Genomic DNA, 20,119 nt, shown 5'->3' with positions numbered 1-20,119 from the left:
TCAGACGGTCGCGCCGCCGCCGTCCGTCTGCTCCGATCCGCCGTACCGCTCGGTCAGGTAGTCGATGATGTAGTCGACCGTCTCGGGGTCGTAGCTCCAGAACCCGTAGAACTCGCCGGGCGCGCGCTCCTCGGCGAGCAGCGCGCACTTGGCGTCCTCGTAGCCGCCCCCGTCGTACGCGACGAACCACGTCTCGCGGATCTCGGCGGTCTCGCCGACGTGGACCGTGTAGGTGCCGACGTCGGGTGCGTCGCCCTCGGCGGCGGCGTACGCGTGGACGTCGAGCCGGTCCTTCTCGCCGAGCAGGTCGTAGGTGTCCGCCTCCCCGGTGAGGACGTCGAGGGTCTGGAACCCCGCGTGGAGCTCTCCGTCGCCGACCCGCCAGGCGCGGTCCTCGATCTCCCGCGACGCGGCGACCATGTCCTCGCGGGAGTAGGAGGTAAACATCGTCTCGTCGAGGTGATCCAACACCGGCTTCCCGACGTTGCCGGGCGTCTCACCTCGCTCCGCGGGTGTCTCCCCCTCGTCTCCGCCCCGCCCCGGCAGCAGCTCGTCCACGGTGACGCCCGTGACGAACTCGCCGTCCCGCGCCAGCACGGCGAACGCCTCCGGTCCGGAGGCGGTCTGATCGTCGACGATCCGGACGTTGCGGTCGGCGAAATACTCCCGGAGCTCCTCCGTAACCGCCGGTTCTGCGTTGAACACGGTCAGCGTGGCCTCGTGGGCTTCCACGCCGGCGATGAGCTCGATGAGGGACATCTCTTGTCGGACCCACAGCATCGGGGTATAAGGTCGTTTCTGCTCTCCGCCCCCCGGGTCGCCCGGTTCCCGGGGTTGTGAGGGGTCGAAACGACGGGACCCCGAGCGAGCGTCGCGAAGCACGAACCTATTTGCGCCGCGCTCCCCGAGTAGAGGTATGTTCATCCTGGTGAACCTCAAGGCGTACCCGTGCGATCCGATCGAGGTAGCGACCGCGGCCCGCGACGTCGCCGAGGCGTCCGGCGCGCGGATCGCCGTCTCGCCGCAGGCGGCCGACCTCGCCCGCGTCGCCGAGACGGGCGTTGAGACGTGGGCGCAGCACGTCTCGCCGAACGAGCACGGTTCGCACACGGGTTCGACGCTCGCCGAGGCCACCGCCGACAACGGCGCCGAGGGGACCCTGATCAACCACTCGGAGAAGCGACTGAAGCTCGCCGACATCGACGGTTCGGTCCGCGCGGCCGAGCGCGCTGACCTGGAGACGATCGTCTGCGCGAACAACCCCGCGCAGGTCGGCGCCGCCGCCGCGCTCGGCCCTGACGCCGTCGCGGTCGAGCCCCCGGAGCTCATCGGCGGCGATGTCTCCGTCGCCACCGCGGACCCGGGTATCGTCGAGGACGCGGTCGCGGCCGCCGAGGCCGTCGACCCCGCGGTTGACGTGTTCTGCGGCGCCGGCGTCTCCACCGGCGAGGACGTGTCGACCGCCGGCGACCTCGGGGCCGCCGGCGTCCTGCTGGCCTCCGGCGTCGCGAAGGCCGACGACCCCGAGGCGGTCCTCGAAGACCTCGTGAGCGGGATCTGAGCCGGCGAGTCCGGGCCGGTTCGCGTCCGCGAGCCCGAGACCGGCGCTGCGTTTGCGGATCGGTATAAAAACATCGATGTGAGCGACTCACACGATCGAGAAAACGCACGACGGCGGCGGCTTTCTTCTCCCGGGGAGATCGCGGCGTCTAGTAACCTTTAACCGAAACAAGCCGCTATCTGTGACCAAGATGGCGAGCAACAAAATTCTCGGTATCGACCTCGGTACCACCAACTCCGCGTTCGCGGTGATGGAGGGCGACGAGCCCGAGATCATCGCCAACGCCGAGGGCGACCGGACGACGCCCTCGGTCGTCGCATTCGCCGACGACGACGAGCGCCTCGTCGGCAAGCCGGCGAAGAACCAGGCCGTCCAGAACCCCGACCGCACGATCCAGTCGATCAAGCGGCACATGGGCGACGGCGACTACACCGTCGAGATCGGCGACGAGGAGTACACGCCGGAGCAGGTCTCGGCGATGATCCTCCAGAAGATCAAACGCGACGCCGAAGAGTACCTCGGCGACGACGTCGAGAAGGCGGTCATCACCGTCCCCGCGTACTTCAACGACAAGCAGCGGCAGGCGACGAAGGACGCCGGCGAGATCGCCGGCTTCGACGTCGAGCGCATCGTCAACGAGCCGACGGCCGCCTCCATGGCGTACGGGCTCGACGACGAGTCCGACCAGACCGTCCTCGTGTACGACCTCGGCGGCGGCACGTTCGACGTGTCGGTCCTCGACCTCGGCGGCGGCGTCTACGAGGTCGTCGCCACGAACGGGGACAACGACCTCGGCGGCGACGACTGGGACGAGGCGCTCATCGACCACCTCGCCGACGAGTTCCAGAACAACCACGGGATCGACCTCCGCGACGACCGGCAGGCGCTCCAGCGCCTGAAGGACGCCGCCGAGGAGGCGAAGATCGAGCTGTCGAACAAGAAGGAGACCACGGTCAACCTCCCGTTCATCACCGCGACCGACAGCGGGCCGGTCCACCTCGAACAGTCCGTCACCCGCGCGACGTTCGAGAGCCTCACCGCGGACCTCATCGACCGTACCGTCGAGCCGACCGAGCAGGCGCTCGCCGACGCCGACTACTCGAAGTCGGACATCGACGAGGTCATCCTCGTCGGCGGCTCGACACGGATGCCGCAGGTCCAGGAGAAGGTCGAAGAGCTCGTCGGCCAGGAGCCGAAAAAGAACGTCAACCCCGACGAGGCGGTCGCGCTCGGTGCGGCGGTCCAGGGCGGCGTGCTCTCCGGCGACGTCGACGACATCGTCCTCCTCGACGTGACTCCGCTCTCGCTCGGTATCGAGGTGAAGGGCGGCCTCTTCGAGCGGCTCATCGAGAAGAACACCACGATCCCGACCGAGGAGTCGAAGGTGTTCACCACGGCCGCGGACAACCAGACCTCCGTCAACGTCCGCGTCTTCCAGGGCGAACGCGAGATCGCCGAGGAGAACGAGCTGCTCGGCGCGTTCCAGCTCTCCGGCATCCCGCCGGCGCCGGCCGGAACCCCGCAGATCGAGGTCTCGTTCAACATCGACGAGAACGGGATCGTCAACGTGGAAGCAGAGGATCAGGGCTCCGGTAACGCCGAGTCGATCACCATCGAGGGCGGCGTCGGCCTCTCCGACGAGGAGATCGAGGAGATGCAAGAGGAGGCCGAGAAGCACGCCGAGGAGGACGAGGCTCGCCGCGAGCGGATCGAGGCCCGCAACGAGGCCGAGACGACGATCCAGCGCGCCGAGACCCTCCTCGAAGAGAACGAGGAGGAGCTCGACGACGACGAGCTCGTCACCGACATCGAGGCGGCCATCGAGGACGTCGAAGACGTGCTCGAAGACGAGGACGCCGAGACCGACGAGATCGAGTCCGTGACCGAGGCGCTCACCGAGGAGCTCCAAGAGATCGGCAAGCAGATGTACGAGGGACAGGCCGCGCAGGCCGGTCCGGGCGGCGCGGGCGGCGCCGGTCCCGGCGGGATGGGCGGCGCTGGCGGTCCGGGCGGTCCGGGCGGTGCGGCGGGCCCCGGCGGTGCCGGTCCCGGCGGCGACGCGGACGACGAGGAGTACGTCGACGCCGACTTCGAGGACGTAGACGACGACGAGGAGTAACGCCCTCTCACCCGACGCTCGACGCCTCGACCCCGCCGCTTAAATCGACCCGTCGATCAACACCAATTAACAAACGCAACGCATGACCGAAGATTTCTACGACGTCCTCGGCGTGTCGCGGGACGCCAGCGAGGAGGAGATCAAGAAGGCGTACCGCAAGCAGGCCGCCGAACACCACCCCGACGTCAGCGACGACGAGAACGCCGAGGAGCGGTTCAAGAAGATCCAGAAGGCCAAGGAGGTGCTCACCGACGAGCAGAAGCGCCAGCAGTACGACCAGATGGGCCACGATCGGTTCACCCAGGCCGACAAGCGCGGCGCGACCGGCGGCGGTGCCGGTCCGGGCGGCGCCGGCGGTCCCTTCGGCGGGGCCGGCGGCGCTGGCGGCGCCGGCGGGTTCGAGGACATCTTCAACCAGTTCTTCGGTGGCGGCGGTCGCGGCCGCGGCGGCGGTGGCGGCGGCAACCGCCCGCGGCAGGGGCGCGACCTCAAGACCGGACTGACGATCGACCTCGAAGAGGCGTTCAACGGGGCGACCAAGGAGGTCACGCTCACGCGACCGACCGAGTGCGACACCTGCGGCGGCGCGGGGCATCCCCCGGACGCCGACGTGGAGACCTGCCCGCAGTGTAACGGCCGCGGGCAGGTCCAGCAGGTCCAGCAGACGCCGCTCGGGCGCGTCCAGCAGACGTCGACGTGTCCCCGCTGCGAGGGCGAGGGCGAGCTGTACAGCGAGGACTGCGCCGACTGCGGCGGCGACGGCGTCGTCCGCGAGGAGGCGACGCTGTCGGTCGAGATCCCGGCCGGGATTCGCTCCGGGCAGAGCCTCCGGATGGAGCGCGAGGGCGCGCCCGGAGAGAACGGTGGCCCGAGAGGCGACCTGCTCATCGAGGTCGATGTCGACGTCGGCGACCGGTTCGAGCGCGACGGCGACGACCTCCGCGTCAACGAGGCGATATCCTTCCCGCAGGCCGTCTTCGGCGACACCGTCGAGGTGGAGACGGTCGACGGAACGGTCGAGATGGATGTCCCCGCGGGGACCCAGAGCGGCGAGACCTTCCGGCTTCAGGGCAAAGGGATGCCCCGCCTCCGTCGTCGCGGTCGCGGCGACCTCTACGTCCAGGTCGCCGTCGTCGTGCCCGAGTCGCTCAACGACGAGCAGCGCGAGGCGCTGGAGGCGTTCGCGGAGGCCGGCGGCGAGGACATCGACGTCGGCGGCGGCTTCTTCGAGAAGCTGAAAAGCTCCTTCTGAGTGGCGTTCGCGGCGCCGCGCCTCTTCCCTCGCGGCCCGTAGCTTTTCGATCCCTCGCGGCGACGGTCAGCGCATGGGCTACGACACGACGGCCTACGACGACGTGGAACCGCGCGCGCCCGGGATGTTCTTCCTCCGAGAGGCGCTCGACTGCGAGCGGCTCGGCGTGACCGTCGTCGAGGCCGACGACGGCTGGGAGGGGATGGAACACGACCACGGCGACGCCGACCACGAGGAGGTGTACCTGCTGCTCCACGGCGAGGCGACGCTCACCGTCGACGGGGACGCCGTCGCCCTCGCGCCCGGCGACGCGGTCCGGGTCGACCCGGAGTCCACCCGCGACCTCGCCTTCTCGGCCGACGGCTCGAAGATGGTGATCGCCGGCGCGCCCTGACGCCGCCCCGACGCAGTCCGGTCGGGCCGCGGGGTCGCCTCCGGGACGCCGCAGCGTTAAGACGCGCGCGTTCCGAGAACCGAGTATGGAACTCGTCGGCGAACTCCTCGCGCGCGACCGACGCAGTCGCGACGTGGCGCTCGTGACGCCGGACGGCCGGGAACGGACCTCCCACGACCTGATCACGAACGGCTACAAGGCGGCGAACGTGCTCCGGTACCTCGGCGTCCGGACGGGCGCGACCGTGGCCGTCGAGCCGATTCCGGGATTCCACACGACGCTCGCGTTCCTCGGCGCGGCCGCCGTCGGGGCGCCGGTCCGGTTCGACCCGGCGGCGGGGATCGACGCCGGCGACCGCGTCGTCCTCGCACCGGTCGCGACCGCGGCCGCGCTCGATCCGGCGCCAGGAACGAACCTCGCCGCCTTCGGCGGCTCGCCCGAGCGTCCCGACACCACGCACTGGGAACAGGAGCTGTGGAGCGAGAACCCCGGGATGCCGCCGAGCGACATCGCCCCCGACGACGCCGTCGTCCGCGGGGCGGACCTGTCGGTCAGCCACCGCGACCTCTGTTCGCGCGCCGCGGCCGCGGTCGAGGCCGCCGGGATCGGAGACGAGACGCGAGTCGTCCTCAGAGCACCCTTCTCCGACCCCTCGGCGCTCGCCGCCGGCCTCGTCGCCCCGCTCTCCGCCGGCGGAACGGCGGTGCTCGCGGCGACGGGCGGCGGAGACGCGTCTGGCGACGAGTCTCGCGGCGACGTGGCGGTCGCTCCGGCGGGAAAACCAGTACCGGAGCCGCGGCGGATCGACCCGGCGTCGCTCGCGTCGACGACCGAGTGAGCGGTCCCGGCTCGGTCGCGGCCGGGATCAGTCGTCCGCGGGGTTCGGCTCCGCGGCCGCCTGACCCTCGTGTCGGAGACAGGCGGACTCGTGGTCCGGCGTGTGGACCGTCCGTTCCGGCTCGGTCTCGGCGCACGGCGTCGTGATCGAGTTTCGCAAGACCTCTCCCGCCCGCTCGTCGTTCCCGTCGATCAGGAGATCCAGCGCCTCCGAGAGGGTCCGTTCGAGGTCGGGGTCGTCGACGGTCTCCCCGATGTCGAACTCCCGGCGGATCTCCGCCTGGACCTCCGCGTCGGTCGGGTCGGAGCCGCCGGCGGCGATGTTCTCGCGGACCTGTTCGACGTCGACCTCGCCCGCGCTGACCTTGTCGCGGAAGTTCAACAGCCCGCGCCAGTCGGCCTGATCGACGTCGACGCCGTCCGGTTGGATCACCTTGTGACACCGGGTGTGGAACCGACACCCGCTCGGCGGGTTCGTCGGACTCGGCACTGTGCCCTTCAGCTCGATGCCGCCGACGCTCGCGCGCGGGTCCGGCGTCGGGATCGAGGACAGCAGCGCCTCGGTGTATGGGTGTTGCGGGTCGGTGAAGATCTCCTCCACCGGCCCGATCTCGACTATCTCGCCGAGGTACATCACGGCCACGCGGTCACAGATCTGGCGGATGACGGACATGTCGTGGCTGATGAACAGAAGCGACAGCCCGAACTCGTCTTGGAGGTCGTTGATCAGCGAGAGTATCTCCGCCTGGATGGAGACGTCGAGCGCGCTCACCGGCTCGTCGGCGATGATGAGGTCCGGGTTCAACACGAGCGCCCGGGCGAGCGCGATCCGCTGTTTCTGCCCGCCGGAGAACTCGTGCGGGTACCGGTCGAAGTCGCTCGCCGAGAGCCCGACGCGTTCGAGCAGGTCCTCGACGATGGCGCGACGCCGGTGGCGGTCGCTCATCCCGTGGACCTTGAGCAGCTCGCCGACGGCGTTCCCCACGGACACCCGCGGGTCGAAGCTCGACGACGGGTCTTGGAAGATCATCTGGGCGCCCCGCCGGAACGCCATCATCTCGTCGTCGTCGAACTGCGTCACGTCGTTGGGGTGGGTTCCGTCGGGGTCGCGCGTCGCGCCCCCGCGTCCGTTCCCGTTGAAGATGACCTCGCCCGAGGTCGGCTCCTCCAAGTGGATCACCGAACTCGCCGCGGTCGACTTCCCGCACCCGGACTCGCCGACGAGTCCGAGCGTTTCGCCCTCTTCGATGTCGAAGCTGATCCCGTCGACGGCGCGGGCGGCGCCGACCTTCCGGTTGAACAGCCCCTTCCGGATCGGGTAGTGTTTCTTCAGGTCGCGGACCGAGAGCAGCGGCTCAGTCATCGGCGGGACCCACCTCGCTGTCGCCGTCGGCCGCTCCGTCGCCCGGTCCGAGCCCGTCGCTCCTGACTACCGACGGGTTGCCGCCCGGCCCGTAGTGGACGCAGGAGACCTCCTGGCCCGGCGCCACCTCGACCTCGTCCGGCTGGTCGCCGGTGCGACACGCTTCCTCGGCGTACTCGCACCGTGGAGCGAACCGGCAGCCGTCCGGCGGGTCGTGCGGGTCCGGGAGCGTCCCCGGAATGCCGCCGCCGGATCCCCCGAACTCCGGCAAACACTCCAGCAGTTGCTGTGTGTACGGATGCCCGGGGTGATCGAAGATGTCGAGGACGCCGCCCCGCTCCATCACCTTCCCGGCGTACATCACGACGATCCGGTCGGCGATCTCCGCGACGACGCCGAGGTCGTGCGTGACGAACAGGATTCCCATCTCGAACTCCTCTTGGAGGTCGTCGAGGAGCCGCAGGATCTGCGCTTGGACGGTCACGTCGAGCGCGGTCGTGGGCTCGTCGGCGATGAGCAGGTCGGGGTCCCCGACGAGCGCCATCGCGATCATCACGCGCTGCTTCTGTCCGCCGGAGAACTCGTGCGGGTAGTCGTCGAACCGCGAGCTCGCGTTCGCGATCCCGACGCGGTCCATGAGGTCGACCGCCTTCGCGCGGGCCTCGTCGTCGGAGACGTCCTGGTGGATCTGGAGCGCCTCGGTGATCTGCCACCCGACCGTGTAGCAGTGGTTCATCGCCTCCTGCGGGTTCTGAAAGATGTGTGCGATCTCGTTGCCCCGGATGTTCTGAAGCTCCGATTCGGGGAGCGACAGCAGGTCGCGCCCGTCGTACCGGACGGTCCCCTCGATCTCTCCCGGCGGGGTGTTGATAATCCGCGTGATCGACTCCGTCGCGACCGTCTTTCCGGACCCCGACTCGCCGACGATACACACCGTCTCGCCGGTGTCGACGCTGAAGTCGATCCCGTCGACCGCGGTGAGCGTTCCGTTGTCGGTGCTGAACGTCGTCGTGAGGTTTTCGACCTCGAGTAGTGGCTGATCGTCGGCCATTATTCGTTCTCCGCCTCCGCTTCGGGGTTCAGCGCGTCCAACAGCGCGTCACCGAGGAAGTTGAACGCGAGGATGGTCAGGAACAGCACGATACCCGGCGCTAACACGATCCACGGGGCGAACGAGAGGTCGCTCCGCCCGGCGGAGATGAGCTGCCCCCACGAGGGCACCGTCGAGTCGCCGATCCCGAGGAACGCGAGCTGGGCCTCCGCGAGCAGGAAGCCGGGAATGAGCAGCGTGAGCTGGGTGATGATGCTGCTCGCCGCGTTCGGCACGACGTGTCCGCGGATCACCTGATACGTGCTCGCGCCGCTGATCCGGCTCGCCTTGATGAACTCCTCCTCGGAGATCGACAGCGACTTGCTCCGGATGTAGCGGGCGGTCCCGCCCCAGGCGAACAGCGAGAACACCACGATGAACATTCCCAGTCCGGCCCCGTAGATGTACAGGATGAGCAGGAACATCAGGAACGTCGGGAACGAGAGGATGATGTCGACGAACCGCATCATGATCTCGTCGACCCACCCGCCGGCGTACGCGCTGAGCGTCCCGAACGAGATCCCGATCGTGGCGACGATGGTCGTCGTGATGAAGGCGATCTGCATGCTGATCGTCATCCCGTAGACGATCATCGTGAACACGTCCTTCCCGCCCTGCGTGGTCCCGAGCGGGTGTTGCCAGGTGCCGTAGCACCGTCCGTTCATCACCTCGCCGACGCACGTCGCCGGCGTCGTGTCGACGACGGAGGTGAACACCGGCGGCTGGTAGGCGATGAACAGGTCCTGTTGCGGCGCGTTCATGACGAGCGGGCCGACGAGCCCGCCGACGAACACGATGCCGAGCCAGCCGAGGCTCACGACCGCGGGGCGGTTGCGCTTGAACTCCTTCCAGTAGTACCGCGTCATCCGCGGGTTCTGGTACAGCGGCAAGACGAGGTACCAGAACGCCAGGAACAGCGTGAAGATGAAGAAGAAGTCGAGGCTCTCCAAGTTCCGTTCGAGGCCGATGAACTCGAAGGTCGGGGTGCGCTGGCCGGTGAAGCGCCAGTCGTACACGCCGAGCAGCGCGAGCGGCAGGGTCGTCAGCAGCATCCCGATCGAGTTGGTCGACAGATCGAACCGCCCCGACCGCGAGAGGTCGTTCCAGTCGACTTGATCGAACCGTTCGGAGTCTTCAGTTGCCATTGTTTTCGGTTATGTTACCTGTCATCGTAGCTGATCCGCGGGTCGAGCACGGTGAACACGATGTCCTCGAGGAGGTTCCCGATGACGGCGACGAAGGTGAAGAACAGCGTCGTCCCCAACACGAGGTTCGTGTCCTGCGCGAGCAGCGCTTCGTAAGTCAACCGTCCCAGTCCGGGGATACCGAACACGACCTCGACGAGGAGTGACGACCCGAGGAACAGCGCGAGGAGCTGTCCCACGAGCGTCGTCGAGAGCGGGACGAGGGTCGGTCGCATGACGTGATACGCGTACGCACGAAGCGGGGAGACCCCCTTCGCCTTTGCCGTCTTCATGAAGTCGGCGTTCTGGAACTCCGCGGACTCGTTCCGGGAGACGCGCATGACGGCGCCGATCGACCCGGTGACCAACACGAACACCGGGACCGACAGCTGGATCGCGTTCTCCACGCTGAACACCGGTGCGCTCGTGTTGTAGATCACCGGTATCACCTCCAGCCACACGCCGAAGATCAACAGGAGGATGATCCCGAAGAAGAAGTTCGGGATGGCGTAGCCGAAGAAGGCGAACCCGGTCGCCGCGTGGTCCTTCCAACTGTACATGTTCGCGGCGGAGTAGACGCCGACGAGCGGCCCCAAGGTGATCGTGAGGATGGTCCACGGAATCGAGTACTGCGCGGTGTAGTACAGCGCCTGCGTGACCGCCTCCATCACGGGCTGGCTCCGGCTCACGGACCAGCCCCAGTCGAGCGTGTACACGCTCCGGATGAAGTCGAAATACCGGACGTGAAGCGGCTGGTCGAGCCCGCGCAGCTCGCGTACCCGCTCGGCCGCCTCCGCCGGATCGCCGCCTTGAAGCGCCGCCTGCGTCGCTGCCCGCTGGACGGCCGGGTTCGGCGCGGCCGAGAGCAGCAGGAACGTGATCGTGACGATAATGAGCGATACGACTGCTGCCCAGAGAACCCGAGCGGTGACGTACCTTCCAAATCCCATGTGATGTGTAAGTCGGTAGGGTGAGAACGGGGTGGCTCGCTCTTACTCGTCCGTCGACGGGTAGAACTCGGACCAGCGGGGCTGCCAGGTGAAGTGGGAGGAGGCGAGTCCGCGGTAGACCCCTTGGATCAGCTCCTCTTTGCCGATCGCCGCCGCCATCGCCTGGCGGAACGGAACGAGCTGGAACATGTTGCCCGGACCGGTGTTCCACCCGTTCGCGCGCTGGTTCACGGAGATGATCGTGTTGTACGGCGTGGGGACCTGCCGGACGGTCACGTTATCGTCTTCGCTGTACGACTCGTACTGCTCCGGCGGAATCGCCGCCGCGTCCGCCTCGCCCGTCTCGAGCGCACCGAGACGCGACGCCTGCTCTTGAACGACGCTGATCGACGCCTCCTCGAAGAGCGGCCCTTCGGAGAACAGGTCCGGCCCCTCGTCGATGTCCCGGAGGTAGTACTCGTCGTTCCGGACGTACTCGGTACCCGAGCCGCGGTTCCACTCTTCGAGCTCGAACGGCCCGAGGTTCCCCGAGAACTGGAGTTCGAGGAGCTCCTCGTCCTGCTGGAGCCCCTCCACGTCCTCCTCCTCGACGTACGGTTCGAGGAGGGCACGCGGAATCGGGTAGAGGTACGGGTCGTACGTCTGGGGCCACAGCACGTTCGACGTTTCCAGCGTCGCCTCGAACTCGAGTTCCCCGGTCTGCTCGACTTCGACGCCCTCCCAGCTGTCCGAGTCGGCGGTGTTCGCCCAATCGGCCTGTTGGACCTCCTGGATCTGATAGACGAAGTCCTCGGCGGTGACCTGCCCGTACGGCTCGCTGAACTGGAGGTTATCACGGAGTTCGAACGTCCACACCTCGCCGTCCTCCGTGGACATGTCGTACAAAAGCGGGAAGTACTCCTGGTTCTCGTCGAACGTGTAGCCGGGATCGATCGCGCGCTCGATGGCCGTTCCGGCCCCGGACTCGTTGTTGTACAGCGGGTTCAGCGTGTTGAAACTGGCTCCCGTGACCGTGTCGTACGAGCCCGACACGCTGGGGTCGTCGATGTGCCACGCCGGGAGGTCCCAGCCGTTCGAGAAGTTCTCGATCGGACCGGTGAGGTCGGGGTTGTACCCGATGATATCGTCGCCCAGAGTGAGCATGATGTAGGGCTGTTCGCGCGCGAGGTTCGCGAAGATGTCAACGAACGCCTGCCGGATCTCGTCCCGACTCGTCGCCTGCCTCGCCTGCTCGAACAGGGACTCGACGTCGAACTGCGGGTAGTAGCCGACCGGGTTGAAGTTCGCGTTCGCCCCGTCGAAGAACGTCTGGTTCGTGAGGGGGTTGAGCGGGTACGTGTTCAGCCCGAAGTTGACCGACATATCCCACGCCTCGTTGCTCGTGACGGAGCGCGGCCCCGGGTTCCGCGGTCCGGGGTTCGACCACTCCACCTCTTCGCCGTTAACCGTATCCGTCCCGCCTTCGGGGTCGCCCGAGTAGTACTCGTTACTGAACCGAGTCCCGTCGATCGCTTCGGGAGTGACGCTGATACCAAGGTTGTTCTCGAGTTCCTGTGCGATGAACTCCGCGAGGAGCTGGTTGGTCTCGGAGGCGGCGCTGTGATAGATGTCGATCTCGACCTGGTCTCCTTCGGGGTTGACCATGACGTCCCCGTCGAAGCCGTAGTCGTATTCCGACTCCTCGAACGCCTCCCGTGCCAGGTTGCGAGCGACCTCCGATCCGTAGAGGTCACCGACCCCGAACCGGGGGAAATCGGGAACCTCGAGTTCGCCGCCCCCGCCGCCACCGCCGTCAGAGCCGTCCGACCCGTCACCGCCGTTTCCGGAACAGCCGGCGAGCGTTACGGCGCCGGCGAGGCCGAGCGCGGAGAGCCATTGTCGCCGGCCGATATGCCGGGAATCATCACGATTCTCAATGTTTCGCCGTGGCATACCAAGTAGTAAGATTGTGTGTATAAAAAACTTCAGACTTATGGATAGTTGTTAGGGACGATCATCTTACATCCGTGTTAGTGATCGCCGGTCTTAGGGACGTATTCATGATTGGAACGCACATTTTACCGGAAATATGGTTTTCTGTCCCTCTCCGAAGCGAAACGTAGACAGCGTCTCTCCCGTCATCGCGGCGTGCGAGTCGGCTTCGGTCGTCTGCCCTCGCGAGGCGGATCGTCGTCCGCCGCTCTCCGGTTCGGTGTTCGTCGGTCGTCCTCGCCCTCCCCAGCTTAACCGTCGCGTCGGTCTCGCTCGCCGACCGCGTCAGGCTCTCGCCGGGTCACCGCTCCGGTTCTCTCGCTTCGGGAGTTTCGTCCGGTCTGGAGGCATCCCCGCCGTCGCCGGCCGCCGCAGAGCCCCCTGTCGCTCCGCCGCCGACGGCCTGCTCGTAGCGTGCGATCTGCTCGCGGTGGAGGGTGTGGATCATGTCGGCGAGGAAGCCGAACACGAGCAGCTGGATCCCGAGGATCGTCGCGCCGACCGCGCCGACGGCGACCACCTCGTGACTGATCCCGAACGCGAGGTACCGGTACAGCACGAACGACGCCATCGCGATTCCCGCTGCCGTCGACGCCACGCCGACGCTCCCGAAGTAGAACAGCGGGTTGTTCGTCTTGGCCTTCCGGTACAGCTCTAGGAAGATCACCCCGCCGTCCCGGACAGGGTGAAGGTTCGTCGCGGAGCCGCCGGGCCGCTCTCGGTACGTGATCGGGACCACGGCGACCGGGACGCGGTTCTTCACGCACTCGACGGCCATCTCGGTCTCGATACCGAACCCGTCCGCGGTGAGGTGGAGCCGCAGGAACGACTCGCGGGTGAACGCGCGGTATCCCGAGAGGATATCGCCGTAGTCCTCGCGGTGGATCGCCCGGAACGCGAGGTTGATCAGGCGGTTGCCGACCCGGTTCAGGCGCGTCATCGCACCCGGGCGCATGTCCGCGAAGCGATCGCCGACGACGTGTTCGGCCTCGCCGTCGAAGAGCGGGTCGAGCATCGCCGCCGCGTCGTCCGCGTCGTACGTGGCGTCGGCGTCCGCCATCAGCACGTACGGGGCCTCCACGTGGTCGCGGACCGCCTCCCTGACCGCCTGCCCCTTCCCGCGGCCGGACTGTTCGACGACGCGCGCGCCGGAATCGCGGGCGATCGACTGCGTGTCGTCCGTCGAGCCGCCGTCGATAACCAAGACGTTCTCGAATCCGGCGTCCCGGAAGTCCGCGACGACGCGTGCGACCGTCTCGGCCTCGTTCATCGTCGGCAACAGGACGCAGACGCCGTCGTGATCGGTCATCAGACGAGCGATCACGGGGGAGTCGCTAAACTCTGTCCCTCCTCGCCGCCGCGACGGTCCCCTCCGGGCGTCGTCGCCTTCGCCGGCGCCGCGTCCGTGGGTGCCGCGACCACCCACACTCATGTATGTGAACACTGATCATGTGTGTATGTCTCAGCCCTCGGACGTACGCGTCGACGAACTGCTCAGCGCCGCTCGCACGGCGACGGGCGACGAACTGCGGAGCCTCACTTACTTCACGCACGACGACATCGACCAGCTGTACCTCCGCAGCGACCTGAGCCAGACCGCCGATCTCGTCGGCTTCGCCGAGAACGAGCGACAGGGGTTCCACGCGCAGTCGATGTACGCGGACACCCAACTCGGCGACTACCGGTTCACGGTTCGCGTGTTCGTGAACGGCTACCTCACGCGCGTGATCGCGAACGACCACGGCGTCTGGGCGACCACCGACTCGATGGAGATAGACCGGTTTGAGGAACTCGCGAGCGCGCTCGCAGCGATCCTCCGCTCGTTCGACCCCGCCTGACCGTCCCCGCGGGAGCACACTTCTCCTCGTCGAGACTCGACTCCGAAAGGGCGTTTACCCGAGGTGGCTCTCGAACTCGCCGACCAGTTCCGCAGCGTCGACCGGCTTCGTCACGTAGCCGTCGGCGCCCGCCTTCACCGCCTCCATCATCTTCTCCTGTTGGTCGACGCTCGTACACATCACGATCACCGCGTCGGGCCACCGGTCTTTGATCGCCGCGGTCGCCTCGATCCCGGTCATCTCCGGCATCACGACGTCCATGGACACCGCGTCCGGCTCGTACGCCTCGAACAGCTCGACCGCCTCAGCGCCGTTTTCCGCCTCGTCGACGACCTCGAACCGGTCTTCCAGCGCGTCGCGGACGACGGTCCGCTGGAAGGAGGAGTCGTCGACGACGAGTACCCGCTCGGTCATACCATCTCTCCCTTCCTGACCGACATAAACGCGCGGATCGAACGCGCTGTTGCGCGGTCGACGGACGCGGTCGACATCCGTCGGCCTTCGGCCCGGCTCGATCACCTTGTATATTCGATGCTGCGTATAATGAACATGGGAACAAGGTTAAGGTCTATCCCGCGATACGGTGGCGTATGGAAACGCGGAAGGTCCAACGGTTGGGGCCGTCGACGCTGGCGATGACCCTTCCGGCCGAGTGGGCGCAGGAACACGGCGTGAACAAAGGCGACGAGGTGTCGCTCCGAATGGGTGGGAAGGGGACCCTCACGGTGCTTCCCGAGTCTGTGAGCTCCGAGGAGTCCGAGGCGGTGATCAACGCCGACGCGCTCGACGCGCGCTCGCTCGAACGCGCGATCGTCGCGCAGTACGTGCTGGGGCGGCGCGTGATCCACGTCCGCAGCGAGGGCGCGCTCGACAGCGAACACATCAACGCCGTCTACAAGGCGGAGACCCAGCTGATGGGGCTCGGCGTCATCGAGGAGACGCCCGAGGACATCTCGATCCGCTGCTCCGTCGACCCCGAGGACTTCACCCTCGACAACCTCCTCGAACGGCTGGAGAACACCGGCTCCACCATGCGCGGCGAGGGCGTGAAGGCGCTCGCGCACGGCAACCCCGACCTCGCGCAGCGCGCGCTCAACCGCGAGCGGCAGGCGAACAAGATCTTCGTCCTCCTGTTGCGGCTCATCTTCACCGCCTACCAGAACCCGAACCTCGCGCGCGCCGTGGGCTTGGAAGAGGGGTTCCCGCTCATCGGCTACCGCTCCGTCGCGAAGAACCTCGAACTCACCGCCGACAACGCGGAGGACATCGCCGAGATCGTGATGGAGGCCGACGGGCACACCCTCGACGTCGACAGCGCGACGATGCGGCAGATCCGCGAGTTCACCGATCAGGTGGACGAGCTGACCGCGCTCGCGGTCCGCGCCGTCGTCGAGCGCGACTACGACCTCACCGTCGAGTGCCGCGACCTGTTCTCGCGGCTGGAGGACCGCGAACAGGAGATCCTCGACGAGCTGCCGAACGACCTGGACAACGAGACGCTGCTCATGACCCGCGAGGTGCTCGTCAGTCTCCAGCACACCGCCGAGTACGCCATGCGGAACGCCGAGATCGCCGCGAATCTCGCCCTCAACGAGGCGTCCGAACACGTCGAGATCATCTGAGGCGGGCGTGGCGCCCGCGTCACGGCTGCCTCCGGTGACTACCAGCCGTCGGCGTCACGCGGTTCGTATGAACTAAGTGGCCCCCCGCGAAGCGGTTCGTATGAGCGAGGCTTCCATCGAATCGGACAAAGAGGTCGGCGTCGCGCTCGCGCTCGGCGCCGTCGCGGCCGTCAGCGCCGTGGTGATGCTAGCGTACCCGGGGCAGCTCGGGAAAGCGTGGGGGTTCGCGGGCGCGTTCGTCTTCGCGACGCTCGCCGTCGGCGCGGTTCAGTTGTTCAGCTGACCGGGCGCTCCCCGCCGTCGACCGGCCGTCCGGTTCCAGAACGAGAAACCGTTAATAGCGTCAGACGCGTAGACGGGACAATGAGCGAGTACACCGAGGAGGAACAGCGGATCCTCGCGTACCTCACGGACAGCGTCACCCGTGGTGAGCGGTACGTTCGCTCGAAGACGATCGCCGACGCGATCGGACTCACCGCGAAACAGGTCGGTTCGCGGCTTCCCCGCCTCGCCGAGAAGTCGGACGACGTCGACATCGAGAAGTGGGGTCGCGCCAAGTCGACGACCTGGCGCGTGACGCCCGACGGGTGAGGCTCGCGCCGGCGATCCCCCGGCGCCCCGCCCCGTCCTTCGCGGTCGACTCCGTCGACGCGCAATTTTAACACCCGTAGCCCTAAACGGTGACGTATGACCGTTCGAGTCTCCCGGACGTTCGAGTTCGACGCGCCGCCAGCCGACGTGTGGGCGTTCATCTCGGACGCGGAGCAGCGCGCGGGCGCCATCAGCGTGGTCGACTCCTTCGAAGTTCACGACGACCGAACCGCGACCTGGCACGTCGCGCTCCCGATACCGATGATCCGCTCGACGATCGACGTCGAGACGGAGGAGGTCGCGCGCGACCCGCCGAACCGAGTGAAGTTCGTCGGGAAGTCGCGGGCGTTCCGCGTGACCGGAGAACACGAGATCACCGAGACCGACGACGGCGGCTGTCGGCTCGCCAACGAGTTCGTCGTCGACGGGAGCCTCCCGGGCGTCGAGTCCTTCTTCAAGCGCAACTTCGACGCCGAACTGGACAACTTGGAGGACGCGCTCCGGGCCTCGCTCGCCTCGCCGGCATGAGGCTCGCCGGCGTCCAGCTGGCGGTCGAGGGCGGCGACGTCGAGGCGAACGTCGCGCGGGCGCTCGACCGCGTCCGGGGGGCCGCCGCCGAGGGCGCGGACCTCGTCGTCCTCCCCGAGCTGTTCGACGTCGGGTACTTCGCGTTCGACTCGTACGGCCGCGCCGCGGAGAGCCTCGCCGGCGACCGCCTCGCCCGGTTCGCGGCCGCGGCCGACGCGAACGACGTGGCCGTGCTCGCCGGCACGGTCGTCGAGGACCTGTCGGCGTCGGCCGCGGACGGGTTGGCGGTCCCGGCCGAGTCCGGGCTCGCGAATGCCGCGGTGCTTTTCGACGCCGACGGCGAGCGCCGGCTCGTCTACCGGAAGCGGCACCTGTTCGGCTACGGCTCCGAGGAGACGGACCGGATGGTGCCCGGCGAGCGGACGCCGGTGGTCGACCTCGCGGGCGTCACGGTCGGGGTGACGACCTGCTACGACCTCCGATTCCCGGAGCAGTTCCGCGCGATGGCCGATCGGGGCGTCGAGTGCGTGCTGGTCCCGAGCGCGTGGCCGTATCCGCGGATCGAGCACTGGCGGACGCTCGGACGGGCGCGGGCCATCGAGAACCTGACGTACGTCGCCGCGGTCAACGGGAGCGGTCGGTTCGGTGACGACGAACTCTGCGGGCGGAGCGCGGTGTACGACCCGTGGGGGACCGCGCTCGCGTCGGTCGGCGACGAACCGGGCGTCGTCACCGCCGCCGTGGACCCCGAGCGGGTCGCGACGGTCCGCGAGGAGTTCCCCGCGCTCCGCGACCGTCGCTGAGCCGGCTCGCGGCGCGTCGTCTCCCGCGACGAACGCCCCCTCGACCGGATCCGGATCTCACACATTTATACGCGTGAGGCACGTATCTTATTTTGCCGAAGACCGACGCTTTTCTCGTTGGAATTCGGCGTTAATCGATCCGCGCGCCCGTCCCGACCGCTCGGGCGGCGACGCCGACGACAGCCCGGGGGTCCGCTGTCCGGCCGCCGCCCGCCGCCTCTCGCCGCCGCCTCGCCTTTCGCCCATCGCTCCTCGACTCCTCCCCTTTCGCCCACCGCTCCTCGACTCATCTCCTTCCGTCGTCTCCAAGCCGTGAGCCTCCGCCACGGCTCATCGTCCGGTCCGCCAATGAAAATATCCGTGCTGATAACTCGGGCGATACGTTCTTACGTCGCTCGGCTGAGGAGGTAAACGCCGCGGACGAATCCGGCCGGCCCCATCCCGTTTCGGGCGGGCCGGCCGGCCACTCGCTTCCACCGTCCGTCGTCCGTCGGCTTGGGTTCGGGTCCACCCGCTCCCACACCGAGCCCGAACCCGTTTCTGTGCGCCGCCGATTCCTCGATAGCGGTCGGTACCGTCGGCGCCCGCGGCCCGAAGCGCAAGGACGAAACCCTCGGCCGACGAACCGACGGTCGAATGTTCCCCCGCGAGTACCGCGGCGTCGCCTTCGTGGTCGGGCTGTTCCTGGTCGTTCAGGTGGGCGCGCTGGCGCTGGTCCCGGAGTTCGCCGCGAGCGGTTATCAGGCGGTCGAGAACCCCGACAACCCCGCGAACAGCGTGCTGTACGTCGTCGCCATCGTCGCGATGACCGGAGTGATGCTGGCGGCGTTCCGGTACGACTTCGACGGGGCGATCCGGCTGCTGATCGTCGGCGTCTCGGCGTGGCTCTCGTGGTACGTGTTCTCCGCGCTCGTCCCGCCGCTCGCGGCGGCCGTCCCCGCGGTCGCGGTCGCAGTCGGCCTGATCGTCCACCCCGAGTGGTACGTGATCGACACCGCGGGGGTGTTGATGGGCGCGGGCGCCGCCGGGCTGTTCGGTATCTCCTTCGGCCTGTTGCCCGCGCTGATCCTCCTCGCCGTCCTCGCCGTCTACGACGCGGTCTCCGTCTACGGCACCGAACACATGCTGTCGCTCGCGGAGGGCGTGATGGACCTGAACATCCCGGTCGTGCTGGTGATCCCGCTGTCGGTGTCGTACTCCCTGCTCGACGGAGAGGCGGCCAGCGACGAGGCCGCGGGGGTCGACGCGGACGAGGAGGTCGATGCGGACAGCGAAACCGACGCGGAAGCGGAAGGCGATGTAGACGCGGCGGCTGACACGAGCCCGGACGCTGACGCGGCAGGCGAGGTTCCGGACTCGCCCGAGCCGGGCGACCGCGACGCCTTCTTCATCGGTCTCGGCGACGCCGTCATCCCGACGGTGCTGATCGCCAGCGCGGCGACGTTCTCGCCGGCCGCGAACCTCGCCGTCCCCCTCCTCGGCGTCAACCTCCCCGCGCTGCTCGCGATGGTCGGGACCCTCGGCGGGCTGCTCGTCCTCATGCGGTGGGTGATTCGGGGGCGAGCGCACGCGGGGCTCCCGCTGTTGAACGGCGGCGCGATCGGTGGGTATCTGATCGGTTCGATCGCCGCCGGGGTCCCGCTCCTCGAAGCGCTGGGGCTCGCGACGTTCTTTTAATTCGGCTCGGGTGTAGCGGTTCGTCCGTCCGCGTGAACGCCCGAAACCTCGACTTCTCGGCCGTCTGTTGGCCTCGTCTATTAGCGCCTATCTGGGGTGACCACCGCCGGAGCCCCAGCCGCGGGGCGGGCAGACGCTCGCTGTCGTTCGAGACGCCGAAGGCGTCTCGTGACGACGAGAGAGCTTCGCTCTCTCGAACCACGCTCCTCGTCGCTCGCTTCACTCGTCCCTGCGGCGCTTGCGTCGCCTCTGCCCGCCCCACGACTGCCTCTTCGAGTCCCGCCCCGCGGCTGCCCCTTCGAGTCCCGCCCGACCGCGAGGCTGGGGAGGCGCGAGGTG

The 20,119-nt window shown here is 67.9% G+C and carries 20 protein-coding genes; 12 read left to right on the top strand and 8 right to left on the bottom strand.

Going from position 1 to position 20,119, the window contains the following annotated elements; all coding sequences use genetic code 11:
• Nucleotides 1–759, bottom strand: a complete 759-nt coding sequence (locus EXE52_RS13255; RefSeq protein WP_086215858.1) for a DICT sensory domain-containing protein — start codon at nt 757–759, stop codon at nt 1–3.
• A 157-nt stretch (nt 760–916) separates the two neighbouring features.
• Between EXE52_RS13255 and tpiA the strand changes: the two genes are divergently transcribed.
• The 5 genes from tpiA to EXE52_RS13230 all read left to right on the top strand — a co-directional run bounded on the left by tpiA (nt 917) and on the right by EXE52_RS13230 (nt 6,164).
• Nucleotides 917–1,561: a triose-phosphate isomerase gene (gene tpiA / locus EXE52_RS13250; RefSeq protein ID WP_049931274.1), complete on the top strand. Its 645-nt coding sequence runs from the start codon at nt 917–919 to the stop codon at nt 1,559–1,561.
• Nucleotides 1,562–1,751: 190 nt separating this feature from the next.
• Nucleotides 1,752–3,680, top strand: a complete 1,929-nt coding sequence (dnaK, locus tag EXE52_RS13245) for a molecular chaperone DnaK (protein ID WP_199239153.1) — start codon at nt 1,752–1,754, stop codon at nt 3,678–3,680.
• An 82-nt stretch (nt 3,681–3,762) separates the two neighbouring features.
• A complete protein-coding gene (gene dnaJ, locus EXE52_RS13240) occupies nt 3,763–4,932 on the top strand; it encodes a molecular chaperone DnaJ (RefSeq protein WP_049931272.1) in 1,170 nt (389 codons plus the stop codon).
• 73 nt (nt 4,933–5,005) lie between these two features.
• The gene (locus EXE52_RS13235; protein WP_086219708.1) at nt 5,006–5,326 is read left to right on the top strand and encodes a cupin domain-containing protein; all 321 of its coding nucleotides are present in this window, start codon (nt 5,006–5,008) and stop codon (nt 5,324–5,326) included.
• Between the two features lie 85 nt (nt 5,327–5,411).
• Complete coding sequence (locus EXE52_RS13230) at nt 5,412–6,164, top strand: hypothetical protein (RefSeq protein WP_049931270.1); 753 nt, start codon at nt 5,412–5,414, stop codon at nt 6,162–6,164.
• Nucleotides 6,165–6,191: 27 nt separating this feature from the next.
• Here the strand turns inward: EXE52_RS13230 and EXE52_RS13225 are convergent, their stop codons facing one another.
• The 6 genes from EXE52_RS13225 to aglJ form a co-directional block, all read right to left on the bottom strand.
• A complete protein-coding gene (locus EXE52_RS13225) occupies nt 6,192–7,526 on the bottom strand; it encodes an ABC transporter ATP-binding protein (RefSeq protein WP_089307911.1) in 1,335 nt (444 codons plus the stop codon).
• Nucleotides 7,519–8,577, bottom strand: coding sequence for an ABC transporter ATP-binding protein (locus EXE52_RS13220; protein WP_049931268.1), 1,059 nt, complete (start codon nt 8,575–8,577; stop codon nt 7,519–7,521). The genes EXE52_RS13225 and EXE52_RS13220 overlap by 8 nt, the downstream gene beginning before the upstream one ends.
• Entirely contained in the window at nt 8,577–9,761 is a 1,185-nt protein-coding gene (locus tag EXE52_RS13215) for an ABC transporter permease (RefSeq protein ID WP_049931267.1), read from the bottom strand. Before EXE52_RS13215 ends, EXE52_RS13220 begins: the two co-directional genes overlap by 1 nt.
• A gap of 14 nt (nt 9,762–9,775) precedes the next feature.
• Nucleotides 9,776–10,750: an ABC transporter permease gene (locus EXE52_RS13210; RefSeq protein WP_049931266.1), complete on the bottom strand. Its 975-nt coding sequence runs from the start codon at nt 10,748–10,750 to the stop codon at nt 9,776–9,778.
• Between the two features lie 42 nt (nt 10,751–10,792).
• On the bottom strand, nt 10,793–12,682 hold the full coding sequence (locus EXE52_RS13205; RefSeq protein WP_089307910.1) for an ABC transporter substrate-binding protein: 1,890 nt from the start codon (nt 12,680–12,682) through the stop codon (nt 10,793–10,795).
• A gap of 340 nt (nt 12,683–13,022) precedes the next feature.
• Entirely contained in the window at nt 13,023–14,030 is a 1,008-nt protein-coding gene (gene aglJ, locus EXE52_RS13200; protein WP_086219706.1) for an S-layer glycoprotein N-glycosyltransferase AglJ, read from the bottom strand.
• A 148-nt stretch (nt 14,031–14,178) separates the two neighbouring features.
• Here aglJ and EXE52_RS13195 point away from each other — a divergent pair, with 148 nt between their 5' ends.
• A complete protein-coding gene (locus tag EXE52_RS13195) occupies nt 14,179–14,559 on the top strand; it encodes a hypothetical protein (RefSeq protein WP_089307909.1) in 381 nt (126 codons plus the stop codon).
• Between the two features lie 54 nt (nt 14,560–14,613).
• Here EXE52_RS13195 and EXE52_RS13190 read toward each other — a convergent pair whose 3' ends face one another.
• Nucleotides 14,614–14,973, bottom strand: coding sequence for a response regulator (locus EXE52_RS13190; protein ID WP_086215864.1), 360 nt, complete (start codon nt 14,971–14,973; stop codon nt 14,614–14,616).
• Nucleotides 14,974–15,149: 176 nt separating this feature from the next.
• Between EXE52_RS13190 and EXE52_RS13185 the strand changes: the two genes are divergently transcribed.
• From EXE52_RS13185 to EXE52_RS13160, 6 genes are all read left to right on the top strand, one after another.
• A complete protein-coding gene (locus EXE52_RS13185) occupies nt 15,150–16,181 on the top strand; it encodes a phosphate uptake regulator PhoU (RefSeq protein ID WP_049931258.1) in 1,032 nt (343 codons plus the stop codon).
• A gap of 100 nt (nt 16,182–16,281) precedes the next feature.
• A complete protein-coding gene (locus tag EXE52_RS13180; protein ID WP_049931257.1) occupies nt 16,282–16,464 on the top strand; it encodes a hypothetical protein in 183 nt (60 codons plus the stop codon).
• An 80-nt stretch (nt 16,465–16,544) separates the two neighbouring features.
• Nucleotides 16,545–16,772, top strand: coding sequence for a hypothetical protein (locus EXE52_RS13175; protein ID WP_004598402.1), 228 nt, complete (start codon nt 16,545–16,547; stop codon nt 16,770–16,772).
• 96 nt (nt 16,773–16,868) lie between these two features.
• A complete protein-coding gene (locus EXE52_RS13170; protein ID WP_049931256.1) occupies nt 16,869–17,300 on the top strand; it encodes a CoxG family protein in 432 nt (143 codons plus the stop codon).
• On the top strand, nt 17,297–18,103 hold the full coding sequence (locus tag EXE52_RS13165; protein WP_049931255.1) for a carbon-nitrogen family hydrolase: 807 nt from the start codon (nt 17,297–17,299) through the stop codon (nt 18,101–18,103). The genes EXE52_RS13170 and EXE52_RS13165 overlap by 4 nt, the downstream gene beginning before the upstream one ends.
• A 636-nt stretch (nt 18,104–18,739) precedes the next feature.
• The gene (locus EXE52_RS13160; RefSeq protein WP_089307908.1) at nt 18,740–19,780 is read left to right on the top strand and encodes a presenilin family intramembrane aspartyl protease PSH; all 1,041 of its coding nucleotides are present in this window, start codon (nt 18,740–18,742) and stop codon (nt 19,778–19,780) included.
• Nucleotides 19,781–20,119: the final 339 nt, after the last annotated feature.

It is taken from the genome of Halorubrum sp. CGM4_25_10-8A, from assembly GCF_005435025.1.
GTDB classification, from domain to species: Archaea; Halobacteriota; Halobacteria; order Halobacteriales; family Haloferacaceae; genus Halorubrum; species Halorubrum ezzemoulense.
The sequence above is the reverse complement of the archived record's forward strand: the minus strand, read 5'-3'. Positions and strand labels throughout refer to the sequence as shown.

What these genes read in the sequence shown, in the direction of transcription:
- aglJ (WP_086219706.1), bottom strand. Translation starts at nt 14,030, where the DNA reads ATGACCGATCACGACGGCGTCTGCGTCCTGTTGCCGACGATGAACGAG.
- EXE52_RS13225 (WP_089307911.1), bottom strand. Translation starts at nt 7,526, where the DNA reads ATGACTGAGCCGCTGCTCTCGGTCCGCGACCTGAAGAAACACTACCCG.
- EXE52_RS13255 (WP_086215858.1), bottom strand. Translation starts at nt 759, where the DNA reads ATGTCCCTCATCGAGCTCATCGCCGGCGTGGAAGCCCACGAGGCCACG.
- EXE52_RS13180 (WP_049931257.1), top strand. Translation starts at nt 16,282, where the DNA reads ATGAGCGAGGCTTCCATCGAATCGGACAAAGAGGTCGGCGTCGCGCTC.
- EXE52_RS13170 (WP_049931256.1), top strand. Translation starts at nt 16,869, where the DNA reads ATGACCGTTCGAGTCTCCCGGACGTTCGAGTTCGACGCGCCGCCAGCC.
- EXE52_RS13205 (WP_089307910.1), bottom strand. Translation starts at nt 12,682, where the DNA reads ATGCCACGGCGAAACATTGAGAATCGTGATGATTCCCGGCATATCGGC.
- EXE52_RS13210 (WP_049931266.1), bottom strand. Translation starts at nt 10,750, where the DNA reads ATGGGATTTGGAAGGTACGTCACCGCTCGGGTTCTCTGGGCAGCAGTC.
- EXE52_RS13220 (WP_049931268.1), bottom strand. Translation starts at nt 8,577, where the DNA reads ATGGCCGACGATCAGCCACTACTCGAGGTCGAAAACCTCACGACGACG.
- EXE52_RS13160 (WP_089307908.1), top strand. Translation starts at nt 18,740, where the DNA reads ATGTTCCCCCGCGAGTACCGCGGCGTCGCCTTCGTGGTCGGGCTGTTC.
- dnaK (WP_199239153.1), top strand. Translation starts at nt 1,752, where the DNA reads ATGGCGAGCAACAAAATTCTCGGTATCGACCTCGGTACCACCAACTCC.
- EXE52_RS13230 (WP_049931270.1), top strand. Translation starts at nt 5,412, where the DNA reads ATGGAACTCGTCGGCGAACTCCTCGCGCGCGACCGACGCAGTCGCGAC.
- EXE52_RS13165 (WP_049931255.1), top strand. Translation starts at nt 17,297, where the DNA reads ATGAGGCTCGCCGGCGTCCAGCTGGCGGTCGAGGGCGGCGACGTCGAG.
- tpiA (WP_049931274.1), top strand. Translation starts at nt 917, where the DNA reads ATGTTCATCCTGGTGAACCTCAAGGCGTACCCGTGCGATCCGATCGAG.
- EXE52_RS13195 (WP_089307909.1), top strand. Translation starts at nt 14,179, where the DNA reads ATGTCTCAGCCCTCGGACGTACGCGTCGACGAACTGCTCAGCGCCGCT.
- EXE52_RS13215 (WP_049931267.1), bottom strand. Translation starts at nt 9,761, where the DNA reads ATGGCAACTGAAGACTCCGAACGGTTCGATCAAGTCGACTGGAACGAC.
- EXE52_RS13190 (WP_086215864.1), bottom strand. Translation starts at nt 14,973, where the DNA reads ATGACCGAGCGGGTACTCGTCGTCGACGACTCCTCCTTCCAGCGGACC.
- dnaJ (WP_049931272.1), top strand. Translation starts at nt 3,763, where the DNA reads ATGACCGAAGATTTCTACGACGTCCTCGGCGTGTCGCGGGACGCCAGC.
- EXE52_RS13235 (WP_086219708.1), top strand. Translation starts at nt 5,006, where the DNA reads ATGGGCTACGACACGACGGCCTACGACGACGTGGAACCGCGCGCGCCC.
- EXE52_RS13185 (WP_049931258.1), top strand. Translation starts at nt 15,150, where the DNA reads ATGGAAACGCGGAAGGTCCAACGGTTGGGGCCGTCGACGCTGGCGATG.
- EXE52_RS13175 (WP_004598402.1), top strand. Translation starts at nt 16,545, where the DNA reads ATGAGCGAGTACACCGAGGAGGAACAGCGGATCCTCGCGTACCTCACG.